The organism is Anaerolineales bacterium, assembly GCA_025808555.1.
GTDB lineage: Bacteria > Chloroflexota > Anaerolineae > Anaerolineales > UBA11579 > JAMCZK01.
Genome location: CP075526.1, coordinates 1,565,457 through 1,580,542, shown reverse-complemented (window position 1 = coordinate 1,580,542; position 15,086 = coordinate 1,565,457). Strand labels below are relative to the sequence as shown.

Annotated in this window: 13 protein-coding genes; 2 read left to right on the top strand and 11 right to left on the bottom strand. The window is 60.4% G+C overall.

Annotated features, from left to right (window positions below; all coding sequences use genetic code 11):
* Positions 1–8: 8 nt before the first annotated feature.
* From KIT08_07960 to uvrB, 10 genes are all read right to left on the bottom strand, one after another.
* The gene (locus tag KIT08_07960; GenBank protein ID UYN89023.1) at positions 9–515 is read right to left on the bottom strand and encodes a hypothetical protein; all 507 of its coding nucleotides are present in this window, start codon (positions 513–515) and stop codon (positions 9–11) included.
* Positions 516–518: 3 nt separating this feature from the next.
* Entirely contained in the window at positions 519–1,610 is a 1,092-nt protein-coding gene (locus KIT08_07955) for a hypothetical protein (GenBank protein UYN89022.1), read from the bottom strand.
* Positions 1,611–1,671: 61 nt separating this feature from the next.
* On the bottom strand, positions 1,672–1,917 hold the full coding sequence (locus KIT08_07950) for a hypothetical protein (protein UYN89021.1): 246 nt from the start codon (positions 1,915–1,917) through the stop codon (positions 1,672–1,674).
* 40 nt (positions 1,918–1,957) lie between these two features.
* Positions 1,958–2,605 (bottom strand): sigma-70 family RNA polymerase sigma factor, encoded by a 648-nt coding sequence (locus KIT08_07945; GenBank protein ID UYN89020.1) that lies wholly within the window; start codon positions 2,603–2,605, stop codon positions 1,958–1,960.
* 60 nt (positions 2,606–2,665) lie between these two features.
* On the bottom strand, positions 2,666–4,249 hold the full coding sequence (locus KIT08_07940) for a DUF4173 domain-containing protein (GenBank protein UYN89019.1): 1,584 nt from the start codon (positions 4,247–4,249) through the stop codon (positions 2,666–2,668).
* Between the two features lie 186 nt (positions 4,250–4,435).
* Entirely contained in the window at positions 4,436–4,825 is a 390-nt protein-coding gene (locus KIT08_07935) for a response regulator (GenBank protein UYN89018.1), read from the bottom strand.
* Positions 4,818–6,680 (bottom strand): excinuclease ABC subunit UvrC, encoded by a 1,863-nt coding sequence (uvrC, locus tag KIT08_07930; protein ID UYN89017.1) that lies wholly within the window; start codon positions 6,678–6,680, stop codon positions 4,818–4,820. Before uvrC ends, KIT08_07935 begins: the two co-directional genes overlap by 8 nt.
* A gap of 67 nt (positions 6,681–6,747) precedes the next feature.
* Positions 6,748–7,962, bottom strand: a complete 1,215-nt coding sequence (locus KIT08_07925) for a glycosyltransferase (protein UYN89016.1) — start codon at positions 7,960–7,962, stop codon at positions 6,748–6,750.
* Positions 7,963–7,971: 9 nt separating this feature from the next.
* A complete protein-coding gene (locus KIT08_07920; protein ID UYN89015.1) occupies positions 7,972–8,451 on the bottom strand; it encodes a hypothetical protein in 480 nt (159 codons plus the stop codon).
* A 1-nt stretch (position 8,452) separates the two neighbouring features.
* Positions 8,453–10,501, bottom strand: a complete 2,049-nt coding sequence (gene uvrB, locus KIT08_07915; protein UYN89014.1) for an excinuclease ABC subunit UvrB — start codon at positions 10,499–10,501, stop codon at positions 8,453–8,455.
* Positions 10,502–10,630: 129 nt separating this feature from the next.
* Between uvrB and secG the strand changes: the two genes are divergently transcribed.
* Entirely contained in the window at positions 10,631–10,855 is a 225-nt protein-coding gene (gene secG / locus KIT08_07910) for a preprotein translocase subunit SecG (GenBank protein UYN89013.1), read from the top strand.
* Between the two features lie 31 nt (positions 10,856–10,886).
* Entirely contained in the window at positions 10,887–12,608 is a 1,722-nt protein-coding gene (locus KIT08_07905; protein ID UYN89012.1) for a peptide ABC transporter substrate-binding protein, read from the top strand.
* Positions 12,609–12,636: 28 nt separating this feature from the next.
* On the opposite strand, the gene KIT08_07900 is transcribed toward KIT08_07905, so the two are convergent.
* A complete protein-coding gene (locus tag KIT08_07900; protein UYN89011.1) occupies positions 12,637–15,072 on the bottom strand; it encodes a tetratricopeptide repeat protein in 2,436 nt (811 codons plus the stop codon).
* Between the last annotated feature and the right edge of the window lie 14 nt (positions 15,073–15,086).

Sequence of the window (15,086 nt, the reverse complement as noted above, 5' to 3'; positions counted from 1 at the left end):
CGAAAGCGCTAGGCCACCCGTGCCATGGCAGTGAACGCCAGCACGAGCAAACCCAGCAACAGGTTCAAGACGATCAGTGACTGGAAGCGGCGCAAGGTGTGCTCCACCGCGGCTCCGCTGGCCTTGCCGCGCGCCTGCTGCAGCGCGGCGCGGCTGAGAGCCGGGGCAACGCTCCAGGTGAGCACGCCTGAAACGCCGATCATGCCCAGAAAGACGATGTGCTTAAGGCAGATGGCTACGGACCAGGCATTGGAAATGCTGAGCAAGCCTTCGTAGTTGGCATTGCCATCCATCTGCAACAAACCTGTGAACGTGAGGATACCCAAGCTGAACCAACCGGCAGGGTCCAGGCGGCGATTGAGGGCATTAGCCCACGTGGCAAATTCTTTTACGGTGAGGGTGCGGCGCATGCTGGGGAACACGAACAGCGCCATCGCCGCCAGGCCGCCCAGCCAGGCCACCGTGGCCAGCATGTGCAACCAGAACGAGATAAGCAGCGCCCACTGCGGGATCATGCGCTAGCCGTTACCACGCTCGAGACAAGTGGCGGCATAGCTATCGGCCATGGCTTGATGCTCCGGCGAGAGCGGCGCGAGGGCAGCGGCCTGGCGCATCAGCTCATCAGCCGAGCACCACTGATCATCACGCGTCAGGCGCTCGGCCCGATCAACAAGATCCAATGAGTAGAAGGCAGATGCAGTTGCCAGACGCTCCTGCACGGTGAAGAAGTTGATGTCATGCAGATTGGGGGCGGCCGCAACCAGCGGTTGGAAGTAGTTCACCGCCTGCTCCCAATCCACTTCCCAGAAGCTCTGGCCGATGATGTAGTTGACCGCCCATTGGCGGTACATGATGGCTTCGGTGTCCAGCGGGCCAATTTGGGCGGCGCGGTTCAGATCGTAGATGCCGCCCTCCAGGTCACCCATGGGTGGCAGGATGCGCATGACGCCGCGATTGCGCAGGGCGGTGAAATACATGCCGTCCACTTCAATGGGATGGAAGTCAGGGAAGTTTGTACGCAAAGTATCCAGGGTGAGCAGCAAGTCATCCCAGCTGCGGGCAGCCAGCTGCGCCCGGGCATCGTTATAGGCCTGGTCTTGCCCGCGCATATCAGGCGTGGGCGTGGGGCCAGCCTCCTCACCGGGCTGCGGCGTGGCGGTGCCGGTGGTGCACAAGACGGCCTGTGAGAGCGCAGCCACCAGGCCCGGGTGGCTGGGGTTGAGTTCGGTCACATATTCAAAGCGCTGGCGGGCCAAGTCGCAGCGGCCAGCCTGCAGGTCACTTTGGGCAAGCTGGAACTGCGTTTCGGCCTCGATGGCGCGGGTCATGCTCTCTGCGTTAGTGCGGGAGTTGATGCCGGCCTGGGCGCCACCCAGCGCGGCAAGGCCCACGATGGCAATGAAGCCCACAATGAGGCCAAACAACCAGCGGCGGCCGCGGCGCGGCGGCTTGGGCGGCGCGGTTTCAGCGGCTACAGATACTTGCTGCGTCTCAGCGTTCTCCGTCGGCGCGGGCGGCTCAGGATCGGTTGCCTGGGGCGTCTGTTTTTGCTTTGGAGGGCGCTTGGGAGAACTGGGAACAGTCTTTTCGATGTCTTCAACATCCGGCATGCGGGCGATTATACCCGCAGCCTTTTTAAGGCCAGAGTGGCCTCATCCTTGGTTAATGGGGCTATTGATCCGTCTGCAGGCTTTCCAGAGCGGTAATGAGCGCCTGGTACTCTTCCCCACAGCCCGTGCACATCTCAAGGTGACGTTGGACCAATGGCAAGGCCTGGGCGGCGTCTTTGCCGTCCAGTTCCATCTCTACAAAGCGGTCCAACCCTTCAAAGCAGGTTTCACAGCCGATCTCATCCTTCTGGGTCTTGAGGATGCGATGCAGCAATTCCTTAAGGGTGGAAGACTTAATGCGTGCCATCTCTGCGACTCCTAGACTACCCAAACTCCAGCAATATTACTCATGATCCGTTGGTCTCGAACAGGGCCAGGGCCTCTTGAGCGGAGAAGCCGGCCTGCTCTTCCAGGCGCTGCTTCATGCGCTGGCGGGCATCATGCAGCAGCTTATACAGGGCGTTGGGGTTGGTGCCCATGCGTTCGGCCACCACCTGCAGGGGCACGCCATCTTGCAAAATGGCCAGCATGGCGGTGCGCTGGCGCTCAGTGAGCTCTTCCATGATGAGGCGTTCGACGCTGCGCAACAGGTCCCGGCGGGCGGCTTCCTGCTCAGGTGAGGCGCCCGGATCGGTCAGCAACAGTGGCGTGTATTCTTCGCCTTCAGGGGTTTCGGTGTATTCCTGCAGGGAGACGTCCTTCCAGCGCTTGCGGCGCAAGTCAGACAAGGCTACGTGGATGGCGATCTTCTGTGCCCAGGTGAGGAAGCGGCTTTCGCCGCGGAAGCTATCCAGGCTGCTGAGCACTTTGAGCACGGCCTCCTGCACAAAGTCTTCGCTGATGGTGTCCAGGTCACCGTTCACGCGGCCGGCCAGGGCGGCGCGCAGGCCGCGCAGCAGCACGGCCCGCAGGTCAGCGATGGCCTCAGGCGAGGCGGCACGCAGATCCGCCAGCCAATCTTGATTTTCACGCACTTGCAGGCTTGGGGTGCTCACGTACGCGAATGATACCAGCCAAGCCCTGCCAGCTTAAAGCTGGCAGGGCCTGGCGGGCAGTTACCACTCGTAGATATTGCAGGGGATCTCTTCGCCATCCACAATGGCGAAGAGCTGACGGTCATGATCTTGAATGGTGATGGCCGGGAAGCCCGGCTGAGACTGTAGGTGCGCCCAGGCGGCCGCGGCCTGTTGGCGAGAGAGCGTCCAATCACGCCAGGCATGTTCATAGCCATTGCTTTCGTAGGCATTGCAAGCCAGGGCAACAGCCAGCTGTTGGGCCAGCGCATGGTTGCCAGCCGCCTGCTGGCTGAGGAAGCCTTGCGCCAAAGCGGGCACGGCGTCAGACGAGAGGCTGGCCAGGTAGCTGCGGTCCACGACTTGCTCACGTGAAGCTTGCGGGGGAATTTGCAGCCCGTGCGCAATGTTGGCACGGGCCGAGAAGGCGTCAAGGTTCAGGATGGGCAGGGCAGCCACAAAACCTGCCGCGGCAAGCAAGACTGCCGCGGCAAAGTACTGTTGGCGCCCGGTCAGCTCCATCAACACGAGGGCCAACAGCAGAACGCCGAGCCATACCATGAAGATATGCGGTAAGAGGCGCATGCTGGTGAATCCATACGCCTGCTCATACAGCAGCAGGCGCTGGAAGGCAGAAACCAGAACCACTGCCACCAGCGCAAACAGCAAGGCACCGAGGCCGGAGAAGTACTTTTGCTGGGCGGCTGCGCGGCGGCTGAGGCTGCTGAGCAGCACGAAGAGAACCAGCACGATCACGGCCACCAGGCACAGCTCGGCAAAGCCACGCCGGGCATACTCAGCGTAGGTTGTGTAACCCTCCGGCCCGAGAATATTCTCAACGCCGCCGAAGAAATGCTGGAACTGGAAGACGACAAAGCTGGCTAGAAGCACAGCTACACTGAGCAGTACCACAAGCGTCTCAGTGAAACCAAGGAACGGTTTTACAAGGGCGGCCTTGGCTGCGCCGGCCCCGCTGCGCAGGAACGCGTAGGTATAGGCGCCGTAAGCCGTCAAAGCGACGATCGAGATAAGCACCAGGCGCGCGATGTATTCGGGAAGGCGGTCCAAACTGAGGAAGCTCACCAGGCCGCCCAGCCAATTGCCAAAGTAGCTATCGGCCGAAGCCAGCAACGTAGCCAACACCAGGACCACAGGCAGCGCAAGCAAAAGACCGCGCAGCACCGCCGCCCAAGGGCGGGCGGGCTGTTTTTTGCTTCGCCTGACGGGCTTGTAGCCACTCACCGCCATCCAGCCGGCGGGCACCAAGCCGGCCAACTTGACGAAGAAGTCGCTGAAGCGATAACGCAGCCATTGGCCCGCCAGCAGGTCGGCGGCGAACAGCATGAGCATCAACACGGAGAAGCCGCGCGTGAACAGGAGCGTATACGGCTCAGTTCGGACGGCACTAACCGCGGCAAAGCCGAGCGCGGCTACCAGCAGCCACCAGCTGCGGCGGGCGGGCTGCAGCTTTAGCCGGCTTGCCTGCCATAGACCGAGGCCGGCGGCAGCCATGATGAACAAAGTGAAGGAAATACCCCAGCGCTGATCCCACAACAACACATCAAAGAGCAGGCCCAGTGCAAAACACAAGGGTAAAAGAAGAACGGGGCGCGTCAAACGTGCCATACAACCTCCTGGCGGAACGGATTTGCGCTATTACCCCCTGCCCTGCCTATCAAAAGCTATCTCAAACTGTCAGAACAGAGCTCAAAATCATCGTAATGATGATGAGCAGCGCCAGCACCGCAAAAAGGATCTGGCTAAATGAGAGCTTGGTCTTGGTTTGCTTCTTGGCCATAAGCAAACTATACCTTATTCAGCACGGCGCGCTTGCAGGGCGTCGGCAACCGCCTGCTCCAACTCCGCCAGCGAGACGGGCTTGGTGACATAACCATCTGCGCCAGCGCGCAAGAGCTCATCCATGATGATCTCGTTGAACTCGGAGGTCAGCATGACCACCGGCAGGCGGGCGAACTCAGCGCGCTGGCGGACGAACTCCAAGAAGTCCTTGCCGCTGACCTGAGGCATATTGAGATCCAGCAGAATTAAGTCGCAGGGTTGGCCGGCCAGGAGCGCCTGAGCGGCGCTGGGCGCATCCAGGAAGCCGCGTGCCTGGTAGCCGAGCAGCTTGAGCATGAGGGCGATGGCGGAAGCCATCTCCTCATCATCGTCCACGAGCCAAGCGAGCTTGGTCTCAGCCAAGGTGCCCCTTGATGCTGGCGGCCAGCGACGGAGTGATGCCTTTGACGGCGGTCAGTTGCTCGATCTCAGCAGTGCGCAAAGCATCCACCGAGCCGAAGGCTTTGAGCAGAGCGCGGCGGCGGTTGGGGCCGATGCCGGGAATGCCGTCCAACTGCGAAACCAGGCTGCTCTTGCTGCGGCGGTTGCGGTGGGCGGTGATGGCGAAGCGATGGGCCTCATCACGGATGCGCTGCAACAAGAACAAAGCCTGCGAGTTGCGCGGCAGCAGCAGGCTGTCGGCATACCCAGGGCGGAAGACCTCTTCGCTCTGCTTGGCCAGCGAGATAAGCGGCACGCGATCTGTGAGGTGGAATTCTTCCAATACGGCGATGGCGCGAGCCAGCTGGCCGCGGCCGCCATCCACGATCAGCAAATCAGGCAGTTTGGCGAAGGCCGCATCGGGCTTTTTGCCGGGCGTTTCGCTGGGCTGTTCGGCGGCGGCCCAGCGCTTGAAACGCCGGGCGAGCACCTCTTGCATACTGGCAAAGTCATCCGGCCCCTCAACCGTCTTGATATTGAAGCGGCGATAAAGCTTATTGCTGGGCACGCCGCGCTCGAAGACCACCATGCTGCCCACAGCCGCGGTGCCCTGCGTGTTCGAAATGTCGTAGCACTCGATGCGCTCAGGCGCGGCATCCAACCCCAGCGCCTCCTGCAGCTCGGCCAGCGCCTGGGTCTGGCGGTGGGCATCCGCTTGCCATTGAGTCTGCAAGGCGGCCAGGGTTTCGGCGGCATTCTCAGCGGCCATCTGGATCAGCTCGTGCTTAGGCCCGCTGCGCGGAATTTTGATCTCGACACCGCCGTCGCCGCGGCGCTTGCTGAGCCACTGGCGGATCACCTGGGCTTCTTCGACTTCCTGCGGCAGCAGGACTTCAGGCGGCACGCTGGCGGCCTGGTCATAGTATTGCTTGATGAACTCGGCCATGACATCCGCATCCGGGCTGTCGGCCGTGTTCTCCATCATGAAGTATTCGCGGCCAATGAGCTTGCCGCCGCGGATGAAGAAGACCTGCACGCAGGCTTCGCGCTCGGAGCGGGCCATGGCGATGACGTCTGAGTCGACGTAATCGGTCGAGATGATCTTTTGGCGCTCCACGATGCTTTCAATGGCCTGCAGTTGGTCGCGCACGGCGGCTGCCTTTTCGTAGCGCAGCTTGGCGGATGCCAGGTTCATCTCAGCCGTGAGGCGGTTGACGATGGGCTCCGTGCGGCCGTTGAGAAATTCGCACAGGTCAGAGATCATCTGGCGGTAATTGGCCTGATCGATCATGCCGATGCAGGGAGCGGTGCACAGCTTGATGTCGTAATACAAGCAGGCACGTGTATCCTGCCCGGTGATCTCGCGGTCACAGGTGAGATAAGGAAAGATCTTGCGCAGTACATCCAGCGTTTTGTGCACCGCCCACACGCTGGTATACGGGCCAAAATAGCGCGAGCCATCAGCATCCATGTGACGGGTGACAGTCACCTTGGGGAACGGATCAGCCCAATGCACTTTGATGTAGGGGTAGCGCTTATCATCCTTGAGGCGCACGTTGTAGTGCGGCTTGTGCTTCTTGATGAGGGTCATCTCGAGGATGAGAGCCTCGAGCTCAGAAGCGACTACGATCCACTCGATTTCGCGCACACGCTGCACCATGTGCTCGGTGCGCGGGTGGTGCTGGGCGCCAGCATGGAAGTAGGAGCGCACGCGGCTGCGCAGGCTCAACGCCTTGCCGACGTAGATGACCTTGCCGTCCTCATCCTTCATGAGGTAACAGCCGGTGCGGTCTGGCAAGGTGCTTAATTGGGCCAGGATCTGTTCAGAGGGAAACATCGCACATATATTCTAGCATCCGCGCCATACGTGCACCATGTATGTGAAAACTTGCTATGAACCAAGACTAAAGATTGAGCAAGCCAGCGCGGCGCTCACGCGCGGCGGCGCGCTTGGCCAAGACTTCGCGATACAGCTCGTCGTAGCCCTTGAAGGTGCGCTCAAGAGTGTGTTGTTCGGCAATTTCACGCGCCCGGCGGCCAAAGGAGCTGGCATCCGGGTTATTGAGCAGCTTGGTGATGGCGGAGGCCATGCTGCGCTCATCACCCGAGCGCACCAAGTAACCGCTCTTGCCGTGCTCCACCATTTCAGAAACGGAGGTGGCGTCCACCGCCACGACGGGCAAGCCACTGGCAATCGCCTCCAGCAGTACCAGGCTCTGTACCTCCATCTCGCTGGCGGTAACGAACAGGGTTGCCATGCGGAACACCTTTGGCAGATCGGTCTTGGAGTCAACAAAGCCAGGGAAGTGGCCGCGCTCGGCAATGCCCAGCTCGGCGCACAAGGCCTGCAGGTCTTCGCGCTCTACGCCATCGCCTGCCAGCAGCAGATGGGCGTCATTGTTCTTCATGGCGCGGGCCGCGGCGCGCACCACGGCGGGCACGTTCTTGTCAGAATCCAGGCGGCCGGCATGCAGGATGATCGGAACATCCGGCGGGATGCCAAATTTTTCGCGCAGGTCCAGCTCTTCCTCACGCGGTAGCGGCTCGTCGGTGAAGCGGCTCAAGTCTGCCCCATTGCTGACCACGCGTACATCCACTTTAGTCTCCTCGTGAATTTCGCGGGCAGCGCGCAGGGAGGGGGCGACAACGAGATCACAACGGCGAATCACGCCGCGGGCATAAGCCCAGGAGATTGATTCAACCGTACGCGCCACTACAGGCATATCAGGCAAATAGGCATTGATGAGCCAGGGCATGGCGTGCGCGGTCAGCAGCACAGGGATGCGCAAGGCACGCGCAGCAGCAATACCTGCCAAGCCGGAGTTTGTCGGGTCGTGCAAATGGACGATATCAGCCTGGAAGTCGAGCAAGGCCGCTTTCATCTCGCCCGCGCCCCACACCGTCAGGCGCTGGCCTACGCGCAGCGGGTTGCGCCAAGATGTAAGGCGCACCAGGTGAATGCCATTGGTGACAGTGGTATAGGGTTCTTTGCGGTCAGATGCGCTGATGACCATGACCTGGTGTCCCAGGCCATGTGCGCCGCGCGCCAGGCGCTCCACCATAAAGGATTGCCCGCTGACCATTGGAGGATATGACTGGCAAATATGCGCAATCTTCATATGTTGTCTTTAAATGATAGCCGCAATTTCAGCGGTTTTGGCATGGGTGAGTTCAAGCAAGCTGCTGGGCGCGATCGAAATGTTCAGCCCGCGCTGGCCGCCTGAAACATACATGGTCTGGTGCTGCAACGCGCTAGTGTCCACCACTACCTCAAACCCCTTGGCCACCAAGGCCAGTGGAGAAATGCCGCCGGTCTGCAGGCCGGTGAGCTTCTCCGCCTGGGCCTGGGTGGCGAGCTGCAGTTTCTTGCCGCCCAGGGCACGGCCCAACGCCTTGAGCTCGATCTGGGCCGCGGCGGGAACCACGCCCAGCACGGGTTTGCCGCCATCCGGGCGGATGGCAACAATGGTCTTGTACATCTGGGCCGGGTCCACGCCTAAATAGGCAGCTGCCTCCAAACCGCTGAGCTTCTCAGCTGGAAGTTCGTGAGCCTCAAAGACCACGCCCTTGGCAGCCAGCATACGGGTAACGTTGTTGACCGGCGGCATATTATTCTTCGCTGCGCCCGGCGATCACGCGGATCTTTTCCCAGGGCTTGAGGTCAGCGCTTTCGGCAAGCAGGGTGCGCACATCGTAGAGCTGATCGCGCAGCAGGGCGGCTTGCTCGAACTCGAGGTTCTTGGCGGCCTGGCGCATACGGGCTTCCAGCTCGCTGATGAGACGTTCCATCTCTTTGCGGGACATTTCCTTGTCGGCGCCGGTCTTGTACTCGCCCTTGGCTTCGGCCATAGATTGGACCTTGATCTGGTCGGTCAGATCACGCACGGCCTTGATGATGCCCACCGGCTCAATGCCGTGTTCGGTGTTGTAGGCTTCCTGCTTGGCGCGGCGGCGCTCGGTCTCCTGGATGGCATAGCGCATCGAGTCGGTCATCTTGTCTGCGTACATGATGACCCGGCCGCGCACATGGCGGGCGGCGCGGCCAATGGTCTGGATCAGCGACGTCTCCGAGCGCAGGAAGCCCTCTTTGTCGGCATCCAGAATGGCCACCAACGACACCTCGGGCAGGTCCAAGCCTTCACGCAGCAGGTTGATGCCGACCACGACGTCAAAGACACCCAACCGCAGATCGCGCAGAATGCTGATGCGGTCCAGCGTTTCAACCTCGGAGTGCAGGTAGTGCACCTTGATACCGAGCTCCAGCAGATACTCGCTGAGGTCTTCGGCCATGCGCTTGGTGAGCGTGGTCACCAACACGCGCTCCTTTTCGGCAACGCGCTTGTTGATCTCGCCAACCAGGTCATCCACCTGGCCGGTGATCGGGCGCACCTCCACCTGGGGATCGATCAGCCCCGTGGGGCGAATGATCTGCTCGACCACTTGCTGGGCACGCTTGAGCTCGTATTCGCCAGGAGTAGCGGAGGTGTAGACCACTGTGCCCAGGCGCTGTTCAAATTCATCGAAAGTGAGCGGGCGGTTGTCCACCGCAGAGGGCAAACGGAAGCCATATTCCACCAGGATGTCTTTGCGTGCCCGGTCACCGTTGTACATGCCGCGCACTTGCGGAATGGTCATGTGCGACTCGTCGATGATCATCAGAAAGTCAGCCGGGAAGTAATCGATCAGCGTCCAGGGCGGCGTACCAGGGGCGCGCTGGTCCATATGGCGCGAATAGTTCTCGATGCCGGTGCAGTAGCCCACCTGGCGCAGCATCTCCAGGTCGTAGCGCGTGCGCTGCTCCAGGCGCTGAGCCTCCAGCAGCTTGTCGCGCGATTTCAAGAAGGCGAGACGCTCTACCAGCTCCTGTTCAATACCTATGATCGCAGCTGCCAGCTTGTCTTCATCAGTAATGAAGTGCTTGGCAGGGTAGATGGCGATGGTTTGCATTTCACGGCGGATCTCGCCAGTGACGGTATGGATCTCCACCATGCGCTCCACCTCATCACCGAAGAAGGTGATGCGATAGGCCAGCTTGTCCTGATAGGCGGGCACGACTTCCAGCGTGTCGCCGCGCACGCGGAAGGCGCCGGGTTCCAAGTCTGTATCCTTGCGCTCGTAGTGAATGTCCACCAGGTGGCGCAGTAAGTTGTCTCGACGGTAAGGCTTGCCGCTTTCCAGATTGAGCACCACGCGGCCATAGGCTTCGGGGTTACCCAAGCCGTAGATGCACGACACGGAGGCGACCACGATGGTGTCCTGGCGCGACATCAGCGAAGTGGTGGCAGCCAGGCGCAGCCGCTCGATCTCTTCGTTGATATCGGTCTCTTTTTCAATATAAAGATCACTGCGCGGCACATACGCTTCGGGCTGGTAGTAGTCGTAATACGAAGTGAAGAATTCGACCGCATTGTCCGGGAAGAATTCTCTAAACTCGGCATACAGCTGGGCCACGAGAGTCTTGTTGTGCGCCAACACCAGAGTGGGCTTTTGCACCGCCTGGATGACATTGGCCATCGTATAGGTTTTGCCGGTGCCAGTGGCGCCAAGCAGCACCTGTTGGCGCAGGCCTTGTTTATAGCCAGCCAGCAGTTTGTCAATTGCTTCGGGCTGGTCACCCGTGGGTTTGAAAGGAGCCTGAAGATTAAAGTTGGCGACCATAAAAGCAATTATAGAACATAAGTTTTTGAATGAGTAGTTACTATGTTAAATTGCCGGCGAATTGACGAAGCTTCAAAGCCACAGGTATAATCGCCACCGCTTGACCCTATAGGATTGGTGTAAAAACAAATGGAAACGATTCTCGATATTGCGATCATCATTACCTCGGTTGCCCTGGTGGCCACCATCCTGCTGCAGAGCAAGCAAGCAGGCTTGGGGGGCATTGGCGGCGCTGAGGTAGCCACCACCTTCTCCACCCGCCGCGGCCTGGAGAAGACCCTGTTCCGGGCTACGATCGTCCTGAGCGTGGTCTTTTTCGCCCTGGCTATCTACACGGTATACGTATCAGGCTAACTCTGGTTTCTGAAGCCGGTTACGCTTCACAATGAAAAAGCTTCGTTGGCAGCTCCTGCTTGTGGTGCTGGCCTTGGCTGCCATTGCCATTCTGTTACTGGCGCGGCAACCCCTTCTGCGCAGCCTGACGGCTGAGCCGGGCCAAGGCGGCATCTATATCGAAGGCCTGGTGGGGACCCTGGGCCGCCTTAACCCCCTGCTTGACGACGCCAACCCGGCTGACCAGGATATCAACCGCCTGCTGTTCAGCGGCCTGCTTCGCTTTGACGAGCGCGGCAACCCGCAGCCTGACCTGGCCGAGGCCTGGGGCGTGGTGGTGACCGGCGAAACGTACAACATCACCCTGCGCCAAGGCCTGACCTGGCACGACGGCGCGCCCCTCACAACCCAAGATGTTGCCTTCACCATTGAACTGATGCGCAACCCAGATCTGCCCATCCCGGCGGATGTGCGCAACCTGTGGAGCTCAGTGGAAGTCATCGTGCTTGACCCGCGCAATATGCAGCTCGTCCTGCCCAAGTCGTTTGCCCCGTTTCAGGATTATTTGACCTTTGGCGTACTGCCCCAGCACCTGCTGGGAAACATGAGCGCGGTCGAGCTGTTGAATGCTCCTTATAACTTACAGCCCGTTGGCTCCGGCCCTTACCGCTTCGGCGAACTGCTGTCTCAGGATGGGCAGATCAATGGTGTAGTTCTGGAAGCATGGGATGGCTATTACGCTGGCCGGCCGTTTCTCGATCAGGTCATTTTCAACTATTACGACAGTTCTGAGGCCGCCTATGCCGCCTACCAGCGCGGCGATGTGATGGGTGTAAGTTATCTGAGCCCGCAGGTATTGAGCAACGCACTCAATGATCCCTCGCTGAGCGTGTACACCAGCCGCCTGCCGCGCCTCACGATGATGATCATGAACCTGGGCAGCACGGAAGTGCCGTTCTTCAGCGAGCTAGGCGTGCGCCAGGCGATCCTGCAAGGCATTAATCGCCAGTGGATCATTGACCAGTATCTGGGCGGGCAGGCTATGCTGGCCAATGGACCGATATTGCCTGGCACCTGGGCCTACAACGAAAGCCTGCCACGCATTGAGTACAACGTGGAAGCGGCCACCAACCTGCTGCGCGAGGCCGGCTACAGTATTCCCGCCACTGGCGGCCAGGTGCGCAGCAAAGACGGTATTGACCTGCGTTTCCAGCTGGCGCACCCGGACACACCCCAGCACACCCTGATCGCTGAGAGCATCAAAAGCGACCTGGCTGCGCTGGGAATTGAAGTCAACCTGCTTGCCGTTCCATATGCTGATCTGATCGCAAACTACCTTGAGCCGCGCAGCTACCAGGCGGCGCTGATCGACCTGAACCTTTCGAACTACCCTGACCCGGACCCTTACCCCTTCTGGCACCAGGCCGCCGTCTCCGGCGGGCAGAACTACTCCCGCTGGGATGATCGCCGCGCCAGCGAATACCTGGAAGAAGCCCGTGTGACCACCAGCCAGGTGCAGCGCGCACGCCTGTACCGCAACTTCCAGAACCACTTCATCAATCAGGCGCCGGCGATCCCGCTGTACTTCCCGGTCTATAGCTATGGCGTGTCCTCCCTTGTGCGTGGCGTATCGGTTGGGCCGCTGTACCAGACCAGCGACCGCTTCACTACACTGGCCGAGTGGTTCCTGGTGGCGCGTGGCCAGCTAGACGAGCTGGAGCCCACTTCACAACCCCAGCAGAGCACAGATACGCCTGCAGCAACCACACCATAAACAAAAAAACGCCCGATACGAGCGTTTTTTATTGAGCTGCGTACAGCCTGCGATAGATATCGTATATCTCGTAGATGCTACGCAAGTGGTTACGCGTTTCCGTGAATTGCACGATCTCAACGAACAGATCCGGGTCACCCTGGGCTTGGTCACGCCAGAAGATCGCATTGCCCGGGCCGGCGTTGTATGCGGCCAAGGCTACGTAGAGATCGCCGTCAAAAGCGTTGAGCTGGCGCGCCAGGTATTCGACGCCTAGGCGAATGCTGACATTAGGGCGGTATAGGTCTTCTCCGGTGAAATTGGGCGGCCAGCCGCTGTGGACAGCCATCTCCTGCCCGGTAGACGGGATGATCTGCAGCAAACCTCGCGCCCCGGCCGACGAGGTGACAAAGCCCTCGTACAAGCTCTCCTGGCGCATCATGCTGTAAACGAACAGCGGGTCAATACCGCGGCGGGCGCTGTCCGTCTCCACCAGATCCTGGTAATAGAGCCCGAAGCGAATCCGGTTGAAATAGACTGGCGCATTCATGGTGCCTGCGTCGGTCATGCCTGCCAGATTGAGCACCTCACGCGCAGCAAAAACCGCACTGCGGTACATGCCCAGCTCCACAAGGTGATTCGCCAGACGGTAGGAATTGGCCGCATCCGTGCTCAGGTCTGCCCGCAGGCTTTCGAACTCATTGCGGGCCGCCTGATAGCGGCCCAGGTGCCACAGCTCTGTGCCGCGCACGAAGCGGGCATCCTGCCATAGCGGACCAGGCACACTGAGGTCAGTATCCATCGGCAGGCTGAAAGTACTACGCAGCCAGGCCTCAGCCTGTTGGCGCTCTGCTTCCAAGTCCACTTCGCGGTGATAGTCGGCTGGGGGCTCAAAGGGATCAAAGCCATCCAGGATGTCGCGAGCGCGCTCGCTGTAATAGCCGGTCGGGTCGATCGTGATGGTAGTGCGCCAAGTGTTACGCGCCGCTTCAGTGTCTCCCTGGGCGTTCTGGGATTTGCCGATCCAGAAGTGGCTCTGCGACTGCTGCTCCAGACTAAGGGCGGCCTGGTTGGCACGGGCAAACAGGCTTTGAGCGGCTACATACTCGCCCAGGCGATAGCGCGATATGCCCGCCATAAACAGCGCATCGTATGCATATTCAGAGGCGGGATATTCGTTGGCCACACGCGGGAAGATCTCGGCGGCGCGGGTGAGCCGGCCACCCACTTCGGCGACCATGCCCGCCTGATAAAGCACCCGGGCCGCATTGGGATGGCCGGCGTTGGTCACCAGGAAACCCTCGAGGGTGGCAATGGCAGCATCAAAGTTATCCAGATAACGCCATTGAATATCTGCTTTTTGCAAATAGCCGTCCAGCCAATAGGTGCCCAGGAGATGCTCGGCGAGCATGCCATCCAACTCACGGATGGCGGCTTCATAGTCGCCAGTATTACGCAGAGAGAGGGCGCGGAAATAGTGGGCCGTATCGTTGTGGTCTGCTGGTGCGGTGCTGAGATAGCGGTCAAAAGCAGCGATCGCGACCAGGTACAACTCGGTGGCGGTGCTGCCGCTGCTATTGGTAGCGGCGTAATAGTCCACCAGGCCGCGCTGCAATTCATCCACTGCCACGCCGGCATTGACCAGCTCCACCAAAGCAGCATACGAGGAAAAGGCCAGCGGAAACTTGGTAACCGCATCCTGAAACAAGGCGTGCGCCTGGGCGCTGTCGCCCATGGCCTGGTAGGCGCGGCCCATCAGCAGGTCCATCTCAGCCTTCAGATAATCGTTGGCGGTGGTGGTGTAAACGTTCTGATAGACCAGGATGGCAGCCTGATGGTCATTGCGGGTGGTGTGCAGCTTGCCGATCTTGACCTGCAGGGCCAGCGTATCGCCCAGGCGCGGGGCCAGCATGGCGGCGTTGTAAGCCGCCAGGGCGCCATCGGTGTCCGCAGCGGCCAGCAAGGCATCGCCGCGCAGCTCATGTACATAGGCATCCAGCACGCCGGGGCGCGTATCTATGTACTGCTGATAAGCCTGCGCCGCGGCAGCGTGGTTGTTCTGCAGGGTATGCATCTCCGCCAGGGCAAAATAGGCCGCGGCGGCATGTTCGCTGGCCGAGAATTGGCTGATCACGCTGTTTAGCGCGGTAGCCGCTTCGGCGTAGCGGCCCAGTTTCACATAAGCACGGCCCACACCCAGCAGCGCGGGTGCCTGCAGATCCGGCTCATCGCTCTGATATACGCGTTGATACTCAGCCAGCGCACCTTCCCAATCGCCGTAGAAGAACAGGCGGTCGGCAGACTGTACGCGGGCGCTATTGGTTGGGGTGGGCGCAGCGGTGGGTTGTGGGGTGACGGGTGTTGCCTGAGCGGCGCTGGGCAATGTAGATGTGGGCAGCGAAGGATCGAGCACACGCTGCATATTGCACGCCAGGCTGCCCAAGGCCAACGCCAGCACAGTGAAAAGAATGGCTCGCCATGGCATGCAGGGAATATACC

Excerpts from the sequence above, each read along its gene's own strand:
- KIT08_07960 (UYN89023.1), bottom strand. The coding sequence starts at position 515 with ATGATCCCGCAGTGGGCGCTGCTTATCTCGTTCTGGTTGCACATGCTG.
- KIT08_07955 (UYN89022.1), bottom strand. The coding sequence starts at position 1,610 with ATGCCGGATGTTGAAGACATCGAAAAGACTGTTCCCAGTTCTCCCAAG.
- KIT08_07950 (UYN89021.1), bottom strand. The coding sequence starts at position 1,917 with ATGGCACGCATTAAGTCTTCCACCCTTAAGGAATTGCTGCATCGCATC.
- KIT08_07940 (UYN89019.1), bottom strand. The coding sequence starts at position 4,249 with ATGGCACGTTTGACGCGCCCCGTTCTTCTTTTACCCTTGTGTTTTGCA.
- uvrC (UYN89017.1), bottom strand. The coding sequence starts at position 6,680 with ATGTTTCCCTCTGAACAGATCCTGGCCCAATTAAGCACCTTGCCAGAC.
- KIT08_07925 (UYN89016.1), bottom strand. The coding sequence starts at position 7,962 with ATGAAGATTGCGCATATTTGCCAGTCATATCCTCCAATGGTCAGCGGG.
- KIT08_07920 (UYN89015.1), bottom strand. The coding sequence starts at position 8,451 with ATGCCGCCGGTCAACAACGTTACCCGTATGCTGGCTGCCAAGGGCGTG.
- uvrB (UYN89014.1), bottom strand. The coding sequence starts at position 10,501 with ATGGTCGCCAACTTTAATCTTCAGGCTCCTTTCAAACCCACGGGTGAC.
- secG (UYN89013.1), top strand. The coding sequence starts at position 10,631 with ATGGAAACGATTCTCGATATTGCGATCATCATTACCTCGGTTGCCCTG.
- KIT08_07905 (UYN89012.1), top strand. The coding sequence starts at position 10,887 with ATGAAAAAGCTTCGTTGGCAGCTCCTGCTTGTGGTGCTGGCCTTGGCT.
- KIT08_07900 (UYN89011.1), bottom strand. The coding sequence starts at position 15,072 with ATGCCATGGCGAGCCATTCTTTTCACTGTGCTGGCGTTGGCCTTGGGC.